The organism is Streptomyces sp. Ag109_O5-1, assembly GCF_003814875.1.
GTDB lineage: Bacteria > Actinomycetota > Actinomycetes > Streptomycetales > Streptomycetaceae > Streptomyces > Streptomyces sasae.
Genome location: NZ_RKQF01000001.1, coordinates 10,183,596 through 10,204,965, shown reverse-complemented (window position 1 = coordinate 10,204,965; position 21,370 = coordinate 10,183,596). Strand labels below are relative to the sequence as shown.

Sequence of the window (21,370 nt, the reverse complement as noted above, 5' to 3'; positions counted from 1 at the left end):
GGGTTCGGCGCCGGCTCCGGCATGACACCTGTCATGCGCAACGCCGGATGCAGAGCACTGGGGCCCGCGGGCCGACGTCCGTACGGTACTTCCCATGACGAAGAGCAACGGGGAGAACCCGCAGAGGACCGACATCAAGGTGAGCCTGATCGGCGGTCACCGCCTGGCAGGAGCCACCCTCCACGAGAGGACCGTCACCGCTTCCCTCATCGGTGGTGCCGACGTCGATCTGACGGACATCGCCGTCCCGGACGGCGCCGAGCTGCGCATCACCAAGCTGAGCCTGATCGGCGGCGTCAGCCTCAAGGTCCGCCGCGACGTCCGGGTGGAGGTCCACGGGCTGCGCCTGGGCGGGGTGAAGGACGACGGCCCGAGCGAGCCGGGCGGCCCGACGGTCCGGATCGATGCCTGGGGCCTGGTCGGCGGCGTCAGCGTCAGCCGCGCCTAGCCAAAGGTCATCGAGGCCCGCCAACCTCCCACAGGCAGACCACGGTGCCCCGCGACGCGCCAGGCCGACCGCACCAGCGGGTGACGAAACCGGACCTGGAGCGTGGAACCGATCTGGTCCAGGGCCGCGAGTGCCCGCGCCTGGCCGGTCCCGGCCGCCACCGCCACCATGTCGGCTTCGAAGGCGTCCCCGAGCACCGAGGACGCACCCAGGCCTCGACATCGAGGACCTGGCGAGCGTTCTGGTGCTCGCCAGGCTCTTCTTGCGGGAACTACTGACTGACCGCCAGAGTATTCACCCAGGTCAGCAACAGCGCAGGTCAGGCCCAGGCCGTCACCGCCGCGAACGATTCGACGCGCGCATCGACCCGAACGTCGACCCCCGCTACTTCCTGCGCCACTCCAACTACGACTTCCAGCTCGCCCACAACGACGGCAGCAGCCAGTTCGCCCAGGACGCCACCTTCCGCGTGACGAGCTGGCCGACGTCTTTCACACCCTCGTTCAATACATCCCATGTTCACTATGGCCGCCAGAGCGCCGAGCGTGTAAGTGGTGGGAACCACAAAGGATTTCGTCACGACGCTAGACGAAGGCAACGCTCGTACTCGTTAATACATCCCATGTCTCAGAGGCGTGAGCCGCGCTGCCGCCTTGCCCGCAGCGGTCGGCTCCGGGCGGGGTTCCGACGACCGAACAGGACGAGTACACAGTGCCGGAATCCATCTCACGAAGATCAGTTCTTGCCGGAATGGCGGCCATGACGGCGGCCGCAACGGTCGGCTCCGCCGTGCTGGCGACACCCGCGTATGCGGCGGCCACCACCCCCCTGCCGCTCCCTCCCCTGCGGATCCCCGAGGTCGACCTGGGCCTGGAGCAGCAGTCCGACTCCAAGATCCAGTGGCTGATGGACGCCAAGCTGGGGATGTTCATCCACTGGGGTGTCTACTCGGGACCTGCCAAGGGCGAGTGGTGGATGCACAACGGACCGGTCACGCCGGCGGACTACCGGAAGTACGTCACCGACGCGACGAGCGAACAGTTCACCGCGGATGCCTACGACCCAGCGGCCTGGGCGCAGTTGGCGAAGGACTTCGGAGCGAAGTACACGACGCTGACCACCCGTCACCACGACGGGTTCGCGCTGTGGCCGCTGAACCACCCCAACGCCTGGAGCTCCGGACAGGCACCGCTCAGCCGTGACTTCGTCAAGGACTACGTGGCGGCGGTGCGCGCGGCCGGGTTGAAGGTGGGCCTGTACTACTCGCCCATCGACTGGCGCTACCCCGGCTACTACGACGTCACGGGCACCAACTGCGCGAGCAACCCGTGGAATTACACCACCGATCCGGCGCACAAGGAGAACGCGCGGATCATGAAGACCGGAGTGTACGAGTCGGTCAAGGAACTGGTCACCCAGTACGGCGTGATCGACGACCTGTGGTGGGACGGCGGCTGGATCGCCGAGCAGGGCAGCGACGCGGACGGCGCGTTCTTCTGGGAGCCCGCCCAGTTCCGCGACGGCGCCAACCAGTGGCCGGTGGACGCCACTTATGGCGAGACCGACGCCAGCGGCAGGCCGTTCGGACCGATGGGCATGGTCCGCAAGCACCAGCCCGACATCGTCGCCACCTCACGCTCCGGCTGGAAGGGCGACTACGACAGCGACGAGGGGCCATCGGTCCCGACCGGGGCGATCCGCACCGGCAGGCTCGTCGAGAAGGTCTTCAGCATCATCGGCACGTGGGGCTACTCCGACACCGCTGTCATGGGCTACGGCACCGCCATGAACATCCTGGTCAACTGCTGGGCGCGGAACATGACCGTGATGGTCAACGTCGGCCCGGACCGGCACGGCACCGTCTCCGACGGCCAGGCGGGCCTGCTGCGGCAGATCGGCTCCTTCCTGTCCACCTGCGGCCAGGCCGTCTATGGCACACGCGGCGGGCCGTGGGAACCGCTGGACGGCAAGTACGGCTACACGTACAAGGACAACACCTTCTACGTTCACCTGCTGCCGGGCTACAGCGGCACCTCCTTCACCACCCCGTCGACGGGAGACGCGAAGGTCACCCGCGTCTTCGACGTCGACACGGGCGCCGACCTGTCGTTCACCACCGGCGCGGACGGCAGCGTGACGGTCACCGGCATCAACCGCACCCGCGTCCCCGAGGACAGCGTCGTCGGCGTCACTCTGGACCGCTCCGTGCAGCCGGCCGACATCGCCGTCGGCAGGACGGTCACGGCCAGCAGCGAGGAGGCCTCCAAGGGCAACACCGCCGCCAAGGCCGTCGACGGCTCCACCGCCACCCGCTGGTCCGCGAACAACGGCAACACTGGACAGTGGCTGAAGGTCGACCTGGGCTCGGAGAAGTCGCTGACCGGCACCCGTATCGCCTGGGAGTCCGCCGCCACCAACTACCGGTACCGGATCGAGGGTTCCACCGACAACAGCACCTGGACCACGCTCGCCGACCTGACCGCCACCACCGGCACCAGCCAGGTGCAGGTGTCCGTGTTCCGCGCTCAGGCCCGCTATGTGCGGGTGACCGTCACCGGGCTCCCCAGCGGCGCCTGGGCCTCGATCCGCAACCTGGAGGTCTACGACCGGCCCTTCAGCGCGGACATCGGCACCGTCCGGCTGGTGAACCGCAAGAGCGGCAAGGTACTGGACGTCAGCGGCGCCTCGACCGCCGACGGCGGCGCCGTCATCCAGTGGCCGTCGAGCGGCGGTACCAACCAGCAGTGGAAGCTGCTGCCCAACGCCGACGGCTCCTTCCAGTTGTCCAACGTCCGCAGCGGCAAGGCCCTTCAGAGCCCGGGCGGCTCCGCCCAGGGCGACGGACCGAACCAGTGGACCGCCGACGGCGGCGACAACCAGTCGTGGAAGCTGGTGCCCTCCCAGACCAGCGGCTACCACCAGCTCGTCAACGTCCGCAATGGTTGGTGCGCCGACGTCAAGGACGCCTCCACCGCAGACGGTGCTTCGATCATCCAGTGGCCCGCCTCCGGCGGCTCCAACCAGGACTGGCAGATCGTCGCGCTTTGACAACGCCGGGCGGGGGCCGTGCCGCGCGACGGCGCGGCCCCCGCTCGTCTTCCCCTCCGGCCGTCGCACCCCGTCCAGCGTCACGTGCGCCACGGCGGCCACGGTCAGCGGCGGCGGCCCGCTGAATCTGCGCGGCAGCTACTCTGCCGGTCAGCGGGCGTCCGGCCGTAAGCAGCGGTGACCACCACGGCAACGGTCACGTGCGCAGTCGGCGTCGGCAATGGTCCGTCGCCCGCCACCGTCGCGACCCGGCCTCTGGACAGCGCGACGGCAGCCGCTCGGGCAGCAGACTGCGCTGGGGAGTGAGCGCGGTCCGGCGTTCGCGGGTGCAGCGCCGGGCCTTGTCGGCGCTTGACGGACACCGGCCCGGAACGCTATCCGAACAGGCGTCGCTGGATCTCCCGCCGGTAGTCCTCGAGTGTCCTGTCGAGATGTGCCGCCGTAGCCTCGGCCGCCTCGTCGGGCCTGCCGTCACGAATGGCCCGGTAGATCGCCTCGTGCTCCTCGACCGCGGACTCGGTGCCTTCACCGAGCGCGTCGTGGATCCCGATCGCGCTGGACTGCCGCTGCAGTCGTCGCGCGTCCCGCACGGCGCTGACGAGGAACGTGTTGTGCGAGGCCGCGGCCACGCCCATGTGGAACTCCTCGTCCGCCTGGTTGAACACCTCGACCTGATTGTGGACGAACCCGTGCCGGCACTGCTGCATGGCCACCTCGATCGTCCGCAGCTCGGCGGGCGTGGCACGGGTGGCGGCCAGACTGCTCGCGGCCATCTCCTGGACGCGGCGGAACTCGAAGAGCATCAGCACGTGATCGAGGTCGACGGGGCGGAAGAAGCCGCCCCAGCGGCTGGTGACGAGCATGCCCTCGTCGTCCGCGACGAACAGTCCGCGCCCCTTGTGCGCCCGGACCCGGCCGAGCGCCGAAAGGATCTTCACGGCCTCCCGCACCACCGCCCTGCTGGTGTTCAGCCTCTGCGCCAGGTCGTTCTCCGTGGGCAGCCGGTCACCTGCCACCAGACGGGCCTCGGCGATGAACTCGAGGATCCGCTCCGCCACGACCTCATAGCCGGGTCGGTACTCACCCCGCGCGTCCGCGCCGTTCGCCGCTGCCGCCGCAACGAGAGGTGCCTGCGTCGGCAAGGCCGCCTGGGCCGCGGGCGTGTCGTTCATCTGTCCTGCCTCCTGGCTGACGCAACTGGAGCGGCTGATCGCTGTGGAGCCGAGTTCATCGTATCTCAAGCCTCGATGAGTCGTACTCATCAGCCAGGTAGATCCACATCGTGAGGCTGGAGACTGCACCGGATAGATGGTAATTAATGGAATATTTCGAGCTTCTGAATGGCATCAGTACCCGCAATTCGACGAGAAGAGGCGAGAGAAGGCCGCACAAGCCCTTGACGGAGCCCTCGATAAGGCGCCTAATTTCTTCCGCGACGGCAAGCGGGACGGCCGTCCGCGGTCACAGACGCCCGACCGGTACGGCCCGGCGTCGCCCCATCCTGGCGCCACCTGTCCATCCGCTCGAGGCGCCCTGTGAAACCAGTGGAGTCGCACATGACCGTCACCAAGCCTTCGTCCGGCCGGGAGAGGCAGTCCAGCAAGAGGCGTGCGGCGTTGCTGGCCGGCTGCGCGGCCACCGCGGCCCTGACTTTGACTGCCTGTGGCAGCGGCGGCGCCGCGGGGACGACGAACAAGGACGGCTTCGCCCAGGCGCCGCAGAAGGACGGTGCGTTGACCGTCTGGGTGGACGCGACCCGCGTGGAGGCCGCGAAGCTGTACCAGCAGCAGCATCCGGATGTGAAGTTGGACATCGTCACCTACGACGGCGACGCCAACGGCTCGAACTACCTCCAGACCAAGGTCCAGTTGTTCAACCGCACTGGCAAGGGCTGGCCCGACGTCGTCTTCAGCTCCCAGAACAACGAAGTGACCTGGGCGGTCGACCAGAACTTCGCCGCTCCGCTCAACAAGGGCCTGATCCCCTCGGCGGCCTTGGGGAAGTTCGCGAGCGGGGCCAACGACGTCTGCACCGTGGGCGGCACCGTCTACTGTCTGCGCAACGACCTCTCCCAGGCGGTGCTGTGGTACAACGCGCCGCTGCTGAAGAAGTTCGGCTACTCGGTGCCGACGACCTGGGAGGAGTACCAGGCGCTCGGCGAGAAGGTCGCCAAGGAGCACCCCGGCTACCTCGTGGGTGACGCCGGTGACTCCTTCACTCCCGAGATCTACCTGTGGGCGAGCAAGTGCGGCGCCAACCACATCACCGGCCCCAAGTCGGTGTCGGTGAACACCTCCAGCGAGGCCTGCACCAAGATGGCCAAGCTGATAGATGTGCTGATCAAGAACAAGTCCATGTCCATCAGCGGGGTCTTCAGCACCGACTTCGGCAAGAACGAGGCCGACAAGGTCCTCCTCATGCCCGGCCCAGCCTGGTACGGCGGCGCGGTGTTCAAGGACACCTTCAAGATTCCGGCCAAGCAGATCGGCGCGGCGCCCATCCCCCAGTGGCAGGGTGACGCCTCGCCGTCCACGGGCAACGTCGGCGGCGGTACCTGGTTGCTGTCCCAGCACTCCACTCACATCAAGGCCGCCACCGACTTCCTGAAGTGGGTCACCACCGACAACGCCTACCAGGGCGAGAAGGCGCCGGGCTTCCCCGCGTACGCGCCGGCGGCGGAGAACTGGCTGAAGGGGCAGGACGCCTCCGGCTACTTCGCCACCGACCTGAGCGCCCTGAAGAACGCCTCCTCGCAGGTCTGGCCGGGCTGGGGTTCGGGCCAGTTCAGCCAGGAGGCGATCTGGGCCGCCACCGTCAAGCCCGGCCTGACCCAGGGCAAGAGCGTCGTCTCGATGCTGCCGGCCTGGCAGGACTCCATCGTCAAGTACGCCAAGTCCAACGGATACAAGGTCTCCCAGTGACCCTCACCCCCTCCCCGGCCGGCTCTGCCACCCGGCGCCGTCGTGGCGCTGCCCGGCAGAGCCGGGCCGGTATGGCCTTCGTCGCCGCGTACGTGGTCCTGCTGGTCGCGTTCGGTGTCCTCCCGACCGCGTACGCGATCTACTTCGCCTTCACCGACGCCGGGGGCAAGATCACCGGCTTCGCCAACTTCATCACCACGGCGCAGGACTTCCGCTTCCTGGACGCCGTGGGCCATGTCGCCACCTACCTCGCCTTCTGGCTCGTTTCGCTGGTCGTGTTCGTGGTGGCCCTGGCGCTGCTGCTGCACCGCCTGGCCTCGGGCGGCGCCAGCAAGGCGCTGCGCTTCCTCTACTACATCCCGGGAGCGCTCGCCGGCGCCGCGAGTGTGCTGGTGTGGCTGTTCATGCTCGACCCGACGGTGAGCCCGGTCAGTTCGCTGCTGGGCGCGATGGGGTTCCACACCTTCGGCGAGGTGATCGCGCCCGGCAACCTGCCCGTACTGTTCACGATCATCGCGTTCTGGACCGGCGCGGGCGGCTGGATCGTCGTCATGTACGGCGCGCTCAACAACATCCCCACGGATGTGATGGAAGCCGCGCGCATCGACGGCGCGGGCGCCTGGAAGACCGCCTGGCATGTGCAGATCCCGATGCTCCGCAAGTGGATCGTGTACATGGTGATCCTGGCGTTCGCGGGCGGCGCCCAGCTCTTCGTGGAGCCGCAGTTGCTCTCCCTCGCCAGTGTGGGCGTGGCCGGACGCGACTACTCGCTGAACCAGCTGACGTTCGACTTCGCCTTCCAGATGAACAACATCAACGGCGCCGCCGCGGTCTCGGTGGAGCTCCTGGTCGTCAGTGTGTCGGCCGCCGCCCTCTTCGTCGCACGGTCGGGGTTCTTCGATGCCGACTAAGGCCCCTGGCAGTCGAGTCGCCGCAACGGCGAGCTGGGAACGGGAAGCACCCCTCATGAGCCGATCTCACCACCAGCCACCGCACCGCCGGAGGTCCGCACAGCACGTGGCCTCCCGGCTGCTGACCGGATCAGTACTGGCCGCGTTCCTCGCCTTCTTCGTGCTGCCGGTGGTGTGGCTCGTCCTCGCGGCGACCAAGACCGACCAGCAGCTGGTCCACGACAACCCGCTCTCCTTCGGCTCCTTCCACGCGCTGAAGGCCAACTGGCACGCCCTCACGGCGTTCCAGGACAACGCCGTCATGCAGTGGCTCGGCAACTCCGCCCTCTACGCGGTGATCTCACTGGTCATCACACTCGCCGTCGCCATTCCCGCGGGATACGCCCTGGCCATGACCGAGTTCCGCGGCCGGCACACCCTGCTGATCGCGACCCTGGTCGTGATGCTCATGCCGAACGCCACACTCGTGGTCCCGCTGTTCCTGGAGATCAACGCGGTGCACCTGATCGGCACCATGTGGTCGATCATCCTGCCGTACTCGTTCTACCCCTTCGGCGTGTACCTGACGTACATCTACTTCACCACCGCCGTCCCCAAGGACCTGCTGGCGGCCGCACGGATGGACGGCTGCTCGGAGCTCCGCGTCTTCTGGCACATCGCGCTGCCGCTGGCGACACCGGTCATCGCGCTCGTGGGCTTCTTCAGCTTCGTCGCCAACTGGACCAACTACTTCCTGCCCTACGTCATGCTCCCCGAGAGCAGCCAGATGCCCATCCAGGTGGGAGTCGGAAGCCTGCTCAGCAACGTGCCGTCCTTCAACCCGGCCGTCGGCAACCTCGCGATCGAGCGGCCCCAGCTGGCTCTGGCCACCCTCGTCGCCATCACGCCCGTACTCGTCGTCTTCCTCTTCGCCCAGCGCTTCCTGGTCAGCGGGATGCTCGCCGGCGCCACCAAGGAATAGCGGCCCGTCCGGCCGCAGTCCCCGGCGTGCGACACCCCGCCGCCCACCCGAACGGAGATCCCCCATGCCCTACAGCTCCGCCGACCGCACCTCGGCCGAGGACGCCCCCCGCGATCATTCGGCCGCGCCACCCGAGATCGAGGCGGGGGTGCCGCTGCTCGAACCACCCGGCTGGGCCGTGGCCCAGCGGTCCCTGTTCGACCTCCTCGACCACGCCTGGCGGCGCTTCGCCCGTGACTTCACCGGCCCGGACGGACGCCTGAACTACTCCGGCCCGCTGACCACCCGCGACGGCGTGGACGACTTCTACGAGGTGTTCTTCAACTGGCCCCAGCTGTACCTCCTCGGCGGCGCCGACGACCTGCTGCCCGCCAGTGAGAAGCACTGGGAGGGCGTGACCCGCCAGCTCACCGAACTGGACATGCTGCACGACGAGTTCGAGCGCGGCTACGACTGGTTCCACCAGGGCGAGAGCCTGCTGCTGCTCTACTTCCTCAGCATGGCCGCCCCCGACCGCTGGTCCGAACGCGCCCTGCGCTTCGCCGAGTTGTACGTCGACCCGGCCAAGGGCAACTACGACCCCGAGCACCGCATCATCACCCGCCCCCACAACGGCAGCGACCCCGACCGCACGGGCCTGTTCGACGGTGACGTCTATCCCTGGCTGCTCAAGGAAGCGCAGACGTACGGCTTCCCGCTCGACTGGATCCCCGAGGCCGACGGCGGCCCGTACCCGCTCTCCGCGGACCCGCGTCTCGGCGCGCAGATGCGGGACCGCATGGGTGTCGGCGACACCGCGGTCAGCCTCGCCGCGGCCGGGCTGGTCCTCAACGCCTGGATCCTGTCGGGCGAGGAGCGCTACCGCGACTGGATCGTCGAGTACGTCGGCGCGTGGCGGGAACGCACCGAGGCGAACGGCGGTCTCCTCCCGGACAACGCCGGCCCGGACGGCGTCGTGGGCAGCCTGCTGGAGGGCCGCTGGTACGGCGGCCACTACGGCTGGTCCTGGCCGCACGGCTGGCACAGCGTGGGCCACGCGGCCTGTGTGGCGGCGCTCGCAGCGGCCACGGTCACCGGGGACGACGACTACCTCTCCATGGTCACGACCTCGCTCGACACCCTCATCGGCCACGCCAAGGTGATGCCCCACACTGAGGCGAACTCCAGCCTCCCCTCCAAGTGGGCGGTCGAACTCGGCCCCGACGCCCACACACCCACGCTCCACCTCCCCTTCCGGTACAAGGACTCGGGCTGGTTCGACTACAACCCGGCCACCGCGCCGGTCCCGGTGGCCCTGTGGCACCACACGGCCTCCGATGCCGACCGCGCCCGGTTGGAGGGGTTGCGCGAGGCCGACGGCATCGACTGGCGCACCGTACGGCCGTTCCGCGCCAAGGAGGAGTCGGGGCACGAGAAGGCCTGGTTCGCCTTCCTCGCCGGTGACGACCCCGGCTACCCCGAGCGGATCCTCGCCACGGCCCAGGCCCAGGTCCGTCACCGCCTGCGGCGCATCGACCGCTACCGCGACCTGGACGTCCCCGAGGCCGACATCCACGTCTGGCAGCAGTCCAACCCCGTCGTCACCGAGGCCCTCGTCCAGCTGACCTGGGGCGGCCCCCAGGTGCTCTACAACGGCGGCCTGCAGCAGGCCCGGCTGCGCTACCACGACGCCGAGGCCCGCCGCGCCGGCCTCCCCCAGGACGTGGCCGCACTGGTCACCTCCATCGAGCCCGAGGCGACCACCGTCGAACTGGTCAACCTCGCCCCCGAGGCCGAGCGCACGGTGATCGTCCAGGCCGGCGCCTTCGCCGAGCACGCGATCACCGCCGTCCGGTACACCACCTGCCAGGACGACAGCTGGATCGGCGACATGTACGACTACGGCCACACCGAGCCCGTCGTCACCGAGACGGAGCAGGTCTGCGACAGCACCTTCCTGACCGTCCGGCTGCCCGCCTCCACCCGCATCCGGCTCACCCTGCGCCTCCAACTGCGCGCCCACGCCCCCAGCTACCGCACACCGTTCGACACCCCGGCCGGTCGCCCCGCCCCGGACACGGAGGAAGAAACCGCATGAAGCGCGTCGCCCAGACCATCAGGCTCCGACCCGAGCACCGCGAGGAGTACCTCGAACTCCACTCGGCCGTCTGGCCCGGAGTCGAAGCCGCCCTGCACCGGGCGAACATCCGCAACTTCAGCATCTACCTCCACGGCGATGTGCTGTTCGCCTACCTCGAATACCACGGCGACGACTTCGAGGCCGACATGGCAACGCTCGAAGCCGACCCCGAGACCCAGCAGTGGTGGAAGCTCACCGATCCCTGCCAGGAGCCCTGGCCCGACCGGGGCGACTCCCGCCAGTGGACGGAGCTCCCCGAGATCTGGCATCTCAGCCCGCCTGGTGACACCACCACCGTCTGATGCACCTCGCCCCAGACCACTTGGCCCCACCCGACGTGGACCGACCCGACTTGGACCACCAGTGACCCCCACCACCGCCCCACTCATCGACGCCCACCACCACTTGTGGGACCTCGACCAGCGGCCGCAACCCTGGCTCCACGACCCCAACCTGGCAACGATCCGCCGCACCTTCACCCCCGACGACCTGCGTACCACCGCCACCCGGACCGTCGCGGGCCGCCGTCTGCACAGCACGGTGGCCGTCCAGTGCGTGCCGGACGTACACGAGACGGAGGACCTGCTCGCCCTCGCGGAGCGGGAGCCGCTGATCGGGGCCGTGGTCGGCTGGGCGGACCTGACGTCCCCGGGGACCGGCGACCAGCTCGACGGGCTGCTCACCGGACCGGGCGGCGCATGTCTGCGGTCCCTGCGTCATCTCGTGCAGGGCGAGACGGATCCGGCATGGCTGCAACGCCCCGATGTCGAACGCGGCTTGGCGGCGGTCCGGGACCGCGGGCTCTGCTACGACGTGCTCGTCCGCAGCCACCAGCTCGACCAGGCGATCCGGCTGGCCGAGCGGTTCCCGGACCTGCCCCAGGTGCTCGACCACGCCGGCAAGCCGCCGATCGCCGACGGTGACCTCGCGAACTGGGAACGCCATGTGCGTCTGCTGGCCGTACACCCGCACGTGGTCTGCAAGGTGTCGGGGCTGATCACCGAGGCGGACCACGAGAAGTGGACCGTCGAGGACATCCGCCCCGTCTGGGACGTCCTGCTCTCCGCCTTCGGCCCCGACCGCCTGATGTTCGGCTCCGACTGGCCGGTCGCGAACCTCGCGGGAGGCTGGAACCGCTGGGCCGCCACGGTGGACGAACTGCTCGCCGGATGTTCCGCGGACGAGACCTCGGCGATTCTCGCGGGCACCGCGACCACCTTCTACCGCCTCACTCGTACGTAACGGACCTCGGGATCACGTCGACGCTCCCTGAAGGAGTCGGGGCTCGGCTCGCCGCCCGGGACCCGGCCGACGACGACGTGCCCGCACTGGTGCGGCGGTGGACCGGGGACTCGTGCGCGGACGTCGTCTTCGCCAGAACGCCAGGCCGAGCTCCGTCCAGTGCTCGACCTGACGATGACCAGGTGTGCGCGCCTTCCCGTCCCCTGCATTGCCTCGCTGGGCCCACTCGCGACAACGGCGGTATCAACTCAGGTATCCGAGTCGAACACCAGCCACAGACATGGGATGCAAACGATCCGATACCAGAGAGGGAGGGCAGCGAACAGACCAGGGAGAGGGTGCCGAACAGACGGTAGGAGCAGTGCCGTTGGAACGAAGCAGCCCAAGGGCCGACCCGTGCCACCGATCCTTGATTTGACTGTATTCATGGGATGTTCCAGCCGTGAAGCGCGGTATCTATACGGGTGCGCTTGTGAGGTCTGCAGGCTCGTGTGGTCAACGCTCGCCCGAGCTGCTGACACGAACGGCGATCAGCCCCGCTGACTCAGCAACCACCCGCAGAAGAGGACGCTGGATGAGAAAGTCCTGGGCTTTACCTCTGATCACGCTTGTCGCTGCCGCGCTCGGGGTGACAGCGGCAGGTGTGACCCCTGCCTCCGCCGCCTCGAACACACCCTTGCGGGTCATGCCGTTGGGCGACTCCATCACCTGGGGTGTGGGAAGCAGTACGGGAAGCGGCTACCGGGGGCCTTTGTGGAACCAGCTTGCGGCGGACGGCCATCCGCTCGACTTCGTGGGCACGGGGCGGAACGGTTCGATGTCCGACCCCGACAACGAAGGCCACCCCGGATACAAGATCCACCAGATCGCCGCACTCGCCGACGCGTCGCTGACCCGCTACCGGCCCAACGTCGTGACGCTGCATATCGGCACCAACGACCTCAACGAGAGCTACCAGGTCTCCACCGCCACCGCCCGGCTTCGGTCGCTGGTCGACCAGGTCACCGCCGCCGCCCCCGACGCAACCGTCCTCGTGGCCTCCCTGGTCGTCTCCACCAGCGGCTCGGAGGAGCAGTACCGTGCCTCGTACAACCAGGCCATCCCCCAGATCGTCAGGGACGCACAGGCCGCGGGCAAGCATGTCGCATACGTCGACATGAGCAGCCTGACCACGGCCGACCTGGCCGACACCCTGCATCCCAACGACTCGGGCTACCAGAAGATGGCCGATGCCTTCCATCGCGGCATCCAGGCCGCGGACAGCGCCGGATGGTTGGGGAACCCGGCCCCCGCCCCCGCACGCGTGCAGTCCGGCATCGCCGGCAAGTGCATGGACGTCAACGGCGCCAACACCGCTGACGGGACCGCCGTCCAGACATGGAGCTGCGGCGACGGCGCCACCAGCTCTGGTCCGCCTACACCGACGGCACACTGCGCTCGCTGGGCAAGTGCCTCGATGCCTCAGGCGGGGGCACCGCCAACGGCACCAAGGTGCAGCTGTGGACCTGCCACGGCGGCGCCAACCAGGTCTGGCAGCCGTACAACGGCGGCTACCGCAACCCCGCCTCCGGCCGCTGCCTCGACGTTCCGGGCTTCTCCACGACCGACGGCACGCAGCTCCAGCTGTGGGACTGCAACGGCGGCTCCAACCAGAACTGGATCACTCTGACCGCCGGATGACCTCTGCTCCCGGGACCTCGGCCTTTCCGCGCTCCGGTCCCGGGAGAGCACCGGCGCCTGCCCGTCACTTCCCCGCTGTTGTCCCGAAGGGGAGCGGTTCGCCCGAGCGCAGGTGTTCCCTCAGCCACTGCTCGGTGTTGCTCACGTGCAGCAGTGCCGCTGCCTGGCTGAGGGTGGCGTCACGGGTGGACAGTGCGTTGAAGATGGCCTCGTGCTCGGCGAGGGTGCGGCCCGCGGCCTTGTCGTCGACCAGACCGCGCCAGATGCGGGCGCGCAGGGTGCGGCCGGAGATCCCTTCCAGGAGGGTGAGGAGGGTCTCGTTGCCCGTGGCCGAGACGACGGCGCGGTGGAAGGCGGCGTCGTGGGCGTTGAGCCGTTCGACGTTCTCGCGGGCCTCGCGCATGGCGTCCAGGTGCTGTTTCACCTCGGCCAGTTGCTCATCGGAGATCCGCGTGGCGGCAAGGGCCGTGGCCATGGGTTCGAGGAGCCGGCGTACCTCCATGAGGTCCTGCAGGGCGACCGAGTCGCCCTGCAGCAGCTCCACCGCACCGCCGAGGCCCTCCAGGAGCAGGCTCGGCTGGAGGCTGGTCACATACGTGCCATCCCCCCGGCGGACCTCCAGGACCCGCGCGACGGCCAGTGCCTTGACCGCCTCTCGGGCGAGGTTGCGGGACAGGCCCAGCTGCGCGGCCAGGTCCGGCTCGGGTGGGAGCTTCGAGCCCGGAGGAAGAGCACCGGTCCGGATCAGCTCGCGGATCTGCTCGATGGCCTTGTCCGTCAGAGACACTGCGCATCCCTCCCTCCACCGTGCTCCGCGAGCACGTCCGACCTGATCAGCCCCTGCGCGCTCAGATCGTCCCAGAGGCCGTCCGGGACGTGCTGATCATGGAGTTCCACGTTTCGTCCGACCTGTTGCGGAGTCCGCATGCCGAGGGTGACGTTGATGATACTGGGATGGGTGTACGGGAAGGCGATCGCGGCGGCGGGCAGGCTGGTCCCGTGTTCCGCGCAGACCTCGGCGATCGCCCGGGCACGGGCGACAAGATCCGGCGGGGCGTCCTGGTAGTCGTACTTCATGCCCTCGGCGGGCCGGTCACGGGAGAGCAGTCCTGAGTTGAAGACGCCCACCGCCACCACGCTCTTGCCGAGGTCCCGCGCGGCGGGCAGGACGTCGTCCAGCGCCGACTGGTCCAGGAGTGTGTAGCGCCCGGCGAGCATCACCACGTCGGCGGCGGTCTCGCGCAGGAAGCGGGCGAGCATCGCCGACTGGTTCATGCCCGCGCCGATGGCGCCGATCACGCCCTGGTCGCGCAGCTCCGCGAGCGTGGGCATGGCCTCCTCGGCGGCCTGGCGCCAGTGGTCGTCGGGGTCGTGCAGGTAGACGGTGTCGAGGCGGTCCAGGCCGGTGCGCTGCAGCGTGTCCTCGATGGAGCGCAGTACGCCCTCGCGGCTGAAGTCCCACTGCCTGCGCAGGTCGTCCCGTACGACGAAGCCCTCGGTGTCGACTCCGCGTGGCTCCTCGTTGGGCACCAGCAGCCTGCCGACCTTGGAGGAGATGACGTACTCGTCGCGCGGACGGTCTCGCAGCGCAGCGCCCAGACGGCACTCGGAGAGGCCGAGGCCGTAGTGCGGTGCGGTGTCGAAGTAGCGGATGCCGGCGTCCCAGGCCGCGTCGATCGCGGCGGTCGCGTCGTCGACCGGGGTGACGCGGTAGAGGTTGCCGATCACGGAGGCCCCGAAGCCGAGCTCGGTGAGCGAGACGGACGTGTTCTGGATGTTCCGCTGGTGCAAGTCGTGCTCCTGGGATACGGGTGATGCGGGCGTCGGTCAGCGTCTGACGCGGGCCGACCGGCCCGCGATGAGGGCCTCGACCTCGGCGAGCGAGGCCATGGAGACGTCTCCGGGCGTGGTCATGGCGAGCGCGCCGTGGGCGGTGCCGTAGGCCAGGGCGCGCTCCAGTCCGGCGTCGTTGAGAAGTCCGTGGATCAGGCCGGCGGCGAAGGCGTCGCCGGAGCCGATGCGGTCCAGGACCTGCAGGCCGGGCATCCGGAGGCCGGCGATGAAGCCGGTCTCGGCGGACCAGGCGGCCGAGGACCAGTCGTTGACGCCGGCCGAGGGCACCTCGCGCAGGGTCGTCGCCAGTACGCTCGCCTGGGGCAGCAGGTCGGCCACCGCGGCGAGGGCGTCGGCCACTTCGTCGGCCGCGATGCGCGTCTGTCCCGGGTGTGTCCCGGCCAGGCCCAGGGCGCCCACCACGACGTCGGCGTGCCGGGCGAGCCGCAGGTCGACCTCGCGGGCCCGCTCGGCGCCGCCGCGGCCGGCCCAGAGGCTCGGGCGGTAGTTCGGGTCGTAGGAGACGGTGACGCCGTGGCGGCGGGCGGCGGCCATGGCCTCGTCGGCGACGTCCAGCGTGGTGTCGGACAGACCGGCGAAGATGCCGCCGGTGTGGAACCAGCGCACGCCCGCCGCGAACACCGTGTCCCAGTCGACGTCCCCTTTGCGTAGCTGGGAGACGGCGGTGTGGGCACGGTCGCTGACGCCCAGCGCGCCGCGGATGCCGTAGCCGCGTTCGACGAAGTTGAGGCCGTTGCGGGCGGTGCGGCCGATGCCGTCGTCCAGCACCCAGCGGATCAGTGAGGTGTCGACGCCGCCCTGGAGGATCAGGTCCTCGACGAGCCGGCCCACCGCGTTGTCGGCGAGCGCGGTCACGACGGCCGTGCGCAGGCCGAAGCAGCGCCGCAGCCCACGTACGACGTTGTACTCGCCGCCGCCCTCCCAGACCTGGAACGTGCGGGCGGTGCGGATGCGTCCCTCACCCGGGTCGAAACGCAGCATCACCTCGCCGAGGGCCACCACGTCGATCACGTCATGCTCCTCTCCACCGCCTCGGCGGTCAGCCTGCGGATCTCCTCGTAGTCGCCCCGGACAAGGTGGTCGGTGGTGGCCATCCAGCTGCCGCCGACAGCGAGGACCGCCGCATCGGCGAGGTAGGCGGCCAGACGGGAGGCGTCGATGCCGCCGGTCGGCACGAACCGCGTCCCGGGGAAGGGTGCCGCGAGCGCCCGGAGCGTCCGCAGGCCGCCCAGTGACTCGGCGGGGAAGAGCTTGACGGTGTCCAGGCCCGCCTTCAGGGCACGCATCAGCTCCGTGGCGGTGGCGATGCCGGGCACCACCGGCACACCCAGCTCACGGCACTTGGCGACGACCTCGTCGTCGAAGCCGGGCGAGACGACGAAGCGGGCCCCGGCCGCCACGGCACGTTCCGCCTGCTCGGGCGTGAGGACCGTGCCGGCACCGACCGTGAGCCCACCATGGGCCGCCATCGCTTTGAGCACCTGCTCGGCGCCGGGGGTGCGGAAGGTGACTTCGGCGCACCGGGCGCCGCTCGCGGCGAGGGCGTCGGCCAGCGGGGCGGCGGTCGCGGGGGACGGGACGGTCAGTACTGGCAGGAGGCGGGCTCCTGCCAGTACGGAGTCCAGGGATGTGCCGCTCATCGGCCCAGCCATCCGCCGTCGACGGGCAGGACGGTGCCGTGGATGTAGGCGGCGGCGTCGGAGGCCAGGAAGACGGTGGCGCCGGCGAGGTCGTCGGCGTTGCCCCAGCGTCCGGCCGGGATGCGGTCCAGGATCGCCTTGCTGCGTACCGGGTCGTCCTGGAGGGCCTGGGTGTTGTCGGTGGCGATGTAGCCGGGGGCGAGGGCGTTGACGTTCACGCCGTGCGGGGCCCATTCGTTGGCCAGGGCCTTGGTCAGGCCGGCGATGCCGTGTTTGGCGGCGGTGTAGCCGGGCACGGTGATGCCGCCCTGGAAGCTGAGCAGTGAGGCGGTGAAGATGACCTTGCCCTGGCCGCGGGCCACCATCGTCGCGCCGATGGCCCGGGTGAGTGCGAACTGTGCGTTGAGGTTGACCTGGAGGACCAGCTCCCAGTCCGCGTCGGTGTGTTCGGTGCCAGGGGCGCGTCGGATCGTGCCCGCGTTGTTGACCAGGATGTCCACCGGACGCTCCCGTCCGGCCAGGTCCGCGCCCAGGGCTCGTACGGCGGCGGGGTCGGCGAAGTCGGTCCGGATCGCCTCGAAGGTGCGGCCGACGGCGAGGACGTCCTTCTCGACCGCGCTGCCGGACTCCTCCAGGGTGGCGCTGACGCCGATGACGTCCGCACCGGCTCCGGCGAGCGCGCGGGCCATGGCCCGGCCGATGCCGCGCCGGGCACCGGTGACGACGGCGAGCTTTCCGGTGAGGTCGAAGGCGGTCATACGGCCACTCCCTCGGTATTGCCGGTGCAGTCGACGAGGATCTTCATCACGTCGCCGCCGCCCTCCAGCGCCTCGAAGGCGGCGGGCGCCTCGGTGAGCGGCACGACCTTGCTGATCAGCCGCTCGGCCGGGATGGTGCCGTCGGCGACCAGGGCCGCCGCCTTCTCGAAGTCGGAGCGGTCGTACAACCGGGCGCCCACCAGGGTCAGTTCACGCCAGAAGAAGCGGTGCAGGTTCACCTCACGCGGGCGAGGGTGGATGGCGACCAGGCACAACCGGCCGCGCACCCCCAGCACCTCGACCGCCGTGTCCACGCCGGCCGCCGCGCCGGACACCTCGAAGGCGACGTCCGCGCCCGCCTCCCCGGTCCACTGCCGCACCGCCTCGGACACGTCCTCGGTGGCCGGGTCCCAGGCAGTGAGCCCCAACTCCTCGGCGAGCAGCCGACGGTGGGCGCTGAGCTCCACCACCCGGACCTCGGCGCCCGCGGCCCGCGCGACCAGCGCGATCAGGACGCCGACCGGGCCGCCGCCGACCACCACGACCTTCTCACCCTCACGCACCCCCGCCCGCCCCACGTCGTGCACGGCCACCGCCGTCGGCTCGACGAGCGCCGCCCGGTCCAGCGCCAGCGACTCCGGCAGCCTGATCAGCGTCGAAGCGGGCACCGTCCAGCGCTGCTGCATCGCGCCCGGCGAGTCGATACCGATGAAGTCCAGGTGCTGGCAGATGTGCTGATGCCCGGCACGGCAGGCCGGACAGGTGTCGTCCCAGCGCAGCGGCATCACGGTGACCGCGTCACCGGGCTGCCAGCCCTCCACGCCCGGCCCGACCCGCACCACCCGGCCGGACATCTCGTGTCCCAGGACTGCGGGCGTCTGGACCCGGGCGTCCATGTCGCCGTGGAAGATGTGCAGATCGGTACCGCAGATTCCGACGAAGGCGGGAGCCAGCTCCACCTCACCCGGACCAGGCGGCACACCGATCGCGGGAGCCGTGTCCAGGGAGCGGGCGGAAACGTAACGGACGGCGAGTGTCATCGTGTCGTCAGGGTCCCTTCAGCGCGGACGCCGATGGTCAGCAGCAGGTTGGCGTAGGTACGGGTGTCGGCGGTGACGATCGCCAGCGCCAGGTCGGGCGAGCGGGCCGCGTCGTAGAACTCGAAACGGCCGAGCGTGCCTACTGGGAGGGGCGCCAGCATCGAGCGGTACTCGGCGATGGCGGGCGGCTCCGGTTCCCCCTCGGGCGGCACCATCACGTGCGCCGACTCGACGGGCAGGGCACGCAGCAGGACGTCGAGCACCGTGGTGACGTCCAGCAGGCCCGGAGCCAGGTTGAGATGGACGGTCCGGGCGCGCTCGCCGGTGGCGGTGCTCGCGGGGTAGTGGCCGTCGGCGAGCAGCACACGGGAGCCGTGACCGGCTCCGGCCAGGGATTCGAGGATCCCGGGGTGCAGCAGTTCCGTCAGGAGCACGGTGTCACCTCCTTCATGGGGCGGGGTCGAGGTGGTAGAAGGCGGTCGCGGTGCCGGCGAGCACCGCGTGGATCTCGGTGTCGGAACAGCCGTCCAGGAGTTCCTCGACGGTGGCGGCCCAGCGGTTCCAGCCGCCCGCGAGGTTCGCGACCGGCCAGTCGGAGCCGAACATCAGGCGGTCGGGGCCGAAGGCAGAGAGCAGGACGTCCCACACGGGGCGGATGTCGTCGACGGTCCACTTGTCATGGTCCGCCTCGGTGATCAGCCCCGACACCTTGCAGCGGACCTGGGGATGCCTGGCCAGCGTCCGCAACTGCTGCGTCCAGTCGGTGAGTTCGCGCCGCGCGATCGGCGGCTTGCCGGCGTGGTCGAGGACGAGCGGCAGCTCGGGGAGCCGTTCCGCGAGACGGATAGCCTGCGGGAGCTGGTGGCTGAGTACCAGCACGTCGTATCCGAGCCCGCGCTCCCCGACCGCTCGCAACCCCCTTTCCACGTCCGGCCGCCCGAGCCAGTGCGGGTCGGACTCGCCCTGCACGAGGTGGCGTACGGATCGCAGGTACCGGCCCGCCTGCCCGGCCCGCAGATCGTCGAGTACGTCACCGATCTCGGGGGACGTCAGGTCCGCCCAGCCGACCACGGCCCCGATCAGCGGGTCGATGTCGGCCAGGGCGAGAAGCTCGCGGGTCTCGGGCACGGAGGCGACGCACTGGACGACCACCGAGCTCGTCAGTCGCCGCCCGGCCAAAGGCCGGGTCGCGGCCGCGCGGAGGGCGTTCGGGCTGAAGCTGCGGCGGATCGGCTCGTGCCCCGGCTCGTCCAACCAGGGCTGCGGCCGGACGTCCAGGTCCCAGACGTGGTGGTGGGCGTCGACGAGGGCCCGGGCCTCAGACACGAGCGACCCAGACGGGGCCGTCGGGGTAGGCGTACTCCTTGAGAGACGCCTGGTGCATCTGCGCGCTCAGCCCCGGCAGTGTCGGCGCAAGGTAGTGGCCGTCGACGATGCGCACCGGGTCGACGAAGTGCTCGTGCAGGTGGTCGACGTACTCGATGACGCGGTCCTCGGTCGTGCCGGAGACCGCGACGTAGTCGAACATCGACAGGTGCTGCACCATCTCGCACAGGCCCACGCCACCCGCGTGCGGGCAGACCGGGACGCCGAACTTCGCGGCGAGCAGCAGGATCGCGATGTTCTCGTTGACGCCGCCGACCCGCGCGGAGTCGATCTGCACGATGTCCACCGCTCCGGCCTGGAGGAGCTGCTTGAAGACGACCCGGTTGGCGATGTGCTCGCCGGTGGCGACCTTGATGGGGCTGACGGCCTTGCGCACGGCGGCGTGACCGAGGATGTCGTCGGGGGAGGTGGGCTCCTCGATCCAGTACGGCTGGTAAGGGGCCAAGGCGCTCATCCAGTCGATCGCGGCCTGGATGTCCCATCGCTGGTTGGCGTCCACGGCGATGCGGATGCCGTCCCCGACGGTCTCGCGGGCGGTGCGCATGCGCCGGACGTCGTCCTCCAGATCGGCGCCGACCTTCAGCTTGATCTGGGTGAAGCCGTCGGCGACGGCCTCGCGGGCGAGGCGGGACAGCTTCTCGTCGGAGTAGCCGAGCCAGCCGGGGGTGGTGGTGTAGGCGGGGTAGCCCTGGTCGAGCAGGTGGCCGATGCGCTGGGCGCGGCCGGGCTCTGCGCCTCTGAGGATTTCCAGGGCCTCCTCGGGGGTGAGGGCGTCGGACAGCCAGCGGAAGTCGACCTGCGCGACCAGCTCCTCGGGCGACATCTCGCCGAGGAAGCGCCACACGGGCTTGCCGGCCCGCTTGGCGGCCAGGTCCCAGGCGGCGTTGACGACTGCGCCGGTGGCCATGTGGATGGCCCCCTTCTCCGGGCCCAGCCAGCGCAGTTGCGGGTCGTGGACGAGGGAGCGGGCGAACGCGCCGAGGTCGGCGCAGACTTCCTCGACCGACAGGCCCACCACGTGCGGGGCCAGAGCGGCGATGGCGGCGGCCTGGACATCGTTGCCGCGGCCGGTGGTGAAGGCCAGGGCGTGGCCCTCCAGTCCGTCGCCGGCGTCGGTGCGCAGGACGACGTAGGCGGCGGAGTAGTCGGGTTCGGGGTTCATCGCGTCCGATCCGTCCAGGTGCTCGGACGTCGGGAAACGCACGTCCAGCACATCCAGGGCGGTGATGCGGGCAGGGGCCGGGGATGCCTGGGAAGAGGACAGGGCGGATGACATGGCGGCAACTCCTGTGAGGTGCGGGGGCGAGACGACCCCTGGCGACGAGATGGGGGTGCGGCGGAGGATGGCGGGCGTCCTGGACG

Annotated in this window: 18 protein-coding genes and 2 pseudogenes; 10 read left to right on the top strand and 10 right to left on the bottom strand. The window is 69.9% G+C overall.

All coding sequences use genetic code 11. The features are described from left to right. The first annotated feature begins 94 nt into the window (after positions 1-94). The 3 genes and pseudogenes from EDD90_RS46535 (at position 95) to EDD90_RS46525 (ending at position 3,496) form a co-directional block, all read left to right on the top strand. Complete coding sequence (locus EDD90_RS46535; RefSeq protein WP_123979068.1) at positions 95-448, top strand: hypothetical protein; 354 nt, start codon at positions 95-97, stop codon at positions 446-448. Between the two features lie 337 nt (positions 449-785). Continuing rightward, a pseudogene (locus EDD90_RS46530) lies at positions 786-917 on the top strand (AbfB domain-containing protein); the annotation flags it as partial. A gap of 290 nt (positions 918-1,207) precedes the next feature. Beyond that, complete coding sequence (locus EDD90_RS46525) at positions 1,208-3,496, top strand: alpha-L-fucosidase (protein ID WP_260328523.1); 2,289 nt, start codon at positions 1,208-1,210, stop codon at positions 3,494-3,496. 374 nt (positions 3,497-3,870) lie between these two features. Here the strand turns inward: EDD90_RS46525 and EDD90_RS46515 are convergent, their stop codons facing one another. Beyond that, entirely contained in the window at positions 3,871-4,668 is a 798-nt protein-coding gene (locus EDD90_RS46515; protein ID WP_123979065.1) for a FadR/GntR family transcriptional regulator, read from the bottom strand. 384 nt (positions 4,669-5,052) lie between these two features. Here EDD90_RS46515 and EDD90_RS46510 point away from each other — a divergent pair, with 384 nt between their 5' ends. The 7 genes and pseudogenes from EDD90_RS46510 (at position 5,053) to EDD90_RS46480 (ending at position 13,330) form a co-directional block, all read left to right on the top strand. Next, positions 5,053-6,417: an ABC transporter substrate-binding protein gene (locus tag EDD90_RS46510; RefSeq protein WP_123979064.1), complete on the top strand. Its 1,365-nt coding sequence runs from the start codon at positions 5,053-5,055 to the stop codon at positions 6,415-6,417. Further along, complete coding sequence (locus EDD90_RS46505) at positions 6,414-7,328, top strand: carbohydrate ABC transporter permease (protein ID WP_123979063.1); 915 nt, start codon at positions 6,414-6,416, stop codon at positions 7,326-7,328. Before EDD90_RS46510 ends, EDD90_RS46505 begins: the two co-directional genes overlap by 4 nt. Before the next feature lie 55 nt (positions 7,329-7,383). Next, positions 7,384-8,289, top strand: a complete 906-nt coding sequence (locus tag EDD90_RS46500) for a carbohydrate ABC transporter permease (protein ID WP_260328522.1) — start codon at positions 7,384-7,386, stop codon at positions 8,287-8,289. A gap of 64 nt (positions 8,290-8,353) precedes the next feature. Continuing rightward, on the top strand, positions 8,354-10,366 hold the full coding sequence (locus tag EDD90_RS46495; protein ID WP_123979062.1) for a hypothetical protein: 2,013 nt from the start codon (positions 8,354-8,356) through the stop codon (positions 10,364-10,366). Beyond that, positions 10,363-10,710 (top strand): L-rhamnose mutarotase, encoded by a 348-nt coding sequence (locus EDD90_RS46490; protein ID WP_123979061.1) that lies wholly within the window; start codon positions 10,363-10,365, stop codon positions 10,708-10,710. The genes EDD90_RS46495 and EDD90_RS46490 overlap by 4 nt, the downstream gene beginning before the upstream one ends. Before the next feature lie 61 nt (positions 10,711-10,771). Then, complete coding sequence (locus EDD90_RS46485) at positions 10,772-11,650, top strand: amidohydrolase (RefSeq protein ID WP_123979060.1); 879 nt, start codon at positions 10,772-10,774, stop codon at positions 11,648-11,650. 574 nt (positions 11,651-12,224) lie between these two features. After that, positions 12,225-13,330 (top strand): annotated as a pseudogene (locus tag EDD90_RS46480) (ricin-type beta-trefoil lectin domain protein). A 64-nt stretch (positions 13,331-13,394) separates the two neighbouring features. On the opposite strand, the gene EDD90_RS46475 reads toward EDD90_RS46480, so the two are convergent. The 9 genes from EDD90_RS46475 to EDD90_RS46435 are packed head-to-tail and all read right to left on the bottom strand — an operon-like array spanning position 13,395 to position 21,284. Beyond that, entirely contained in the window at positions 13,395-14,117 is a 723-nt protein-coding gene (locus EDD90_RS46475; protein WP_123979059.1) for a FadR/GntR family transcriptional regulator, read from the bottom strand. Beyond that, entirely contained in the window at positions 14,108-15,121 is a 1,014-nt protein-coding gene (locus EDD90_RS46470) for an aldo/keto reductase (protein WP_123979058.1), read from the bottom strand. Before EDD90_RS46470 ends, EDD90_RS46475 begins: the two co-directional genes overlap by 10 nt. 36 nt (positions 15,122-15,157) lie before the next feature. Next, the gene (locus EDD90_RS46465) at positions 15,158-16,195 is read right to left on the bottom strand and encodes a sugar kinase (protein ID WP_123979057.1); all 1,038 of its coding nucleotides are present in this window, start codon (positions 16,193-16,195) and stop codon (positions 15,158-15,160) included. Beyond that, positions 16,192-16,824: a bifunctional 4-hydroxy-2-oxoglutarate aldolase/2-dehydro-3-deoxy-phosphogluconate aldolase gene (locus EDD90_RS46460; RefSeq protein ID WP_123979056.1), complete on the bottom strand. Its 633-nt coding sequence runs from the start codon at positions 16,822-16,824 to the stop codon at positions 16,192-16,194. Before EDD90_RS46460 ends, EDD90_RS46465 begins: the two co-directional genes overlap by 4 nt. After that, positions 16,821-17,582: an SDR family oxidoreductase gene (locus EDD90_RS46455; protein WP_123979055.1), complete on the bottom strand. Its 762-nt coding sequence runs from the start codon at positions 17,580-17,582 to the stop codon at positions 16,821-16,823. Before EDD90_RS46455 ends, EDD90_RS46460 begins: the two co-directional genes overlap by 4 nt. Continuing rightward, complete coding sequence (locus EDD90_RS46450) at positions 17,579-18,622, bottom strand: zinc-binding dehydrogenase (RefSeq protein ID WP_123979054.1); 1,044 nt, start codon at positions 18,620-18,622, stop codon at positions 17,579-17,581. The genes EDD90_RS46455 and EDD90_RS46450 overlap by 4 nt, the downstream gene beginning before the upstream one ends. Next, positions 18,619-19,056, bottom strand: coding sequence for an RbsD/FucU domain-containing protein (locus EDD90_RS46445; RefSeq protein ID WP_123979053.1), 438 nt, complete (start codon positions 19,054-19,056; stop codon positions 18,619-18,621). The genes EDD90_RS46450 and EDD90_RS46445 overlap by 4 nt, the downstream gene beginning before the upstream one ends. Positions 19,057-19,069: 13 nt before the next feature. Further along, positions 19,070-19,948, bottom strand: a complete 879-nt coding sequence (locus EDD90_RS46440; protein ID WP_123979052.1) for an amidohydrolase — start codon at positions 19,946-19,948, stop codon at positions 19,070-19,072. Beyond that, entirely contained in the window at positions 19,941-21,284 is a 1,344-nt protein-coding gene (locus tag EDD90_RS46435; protein ID WP_123979051.1) for an L-fuconate dehydratase, read from the bottom strand. The genes EDD90_RS46440 and EDD90_RS46435 overlap by 8 nt, the downstream gene beginning before the upstream one ends. Positions 21,285-21,370 lie beyond the last annotated feature (86 nt).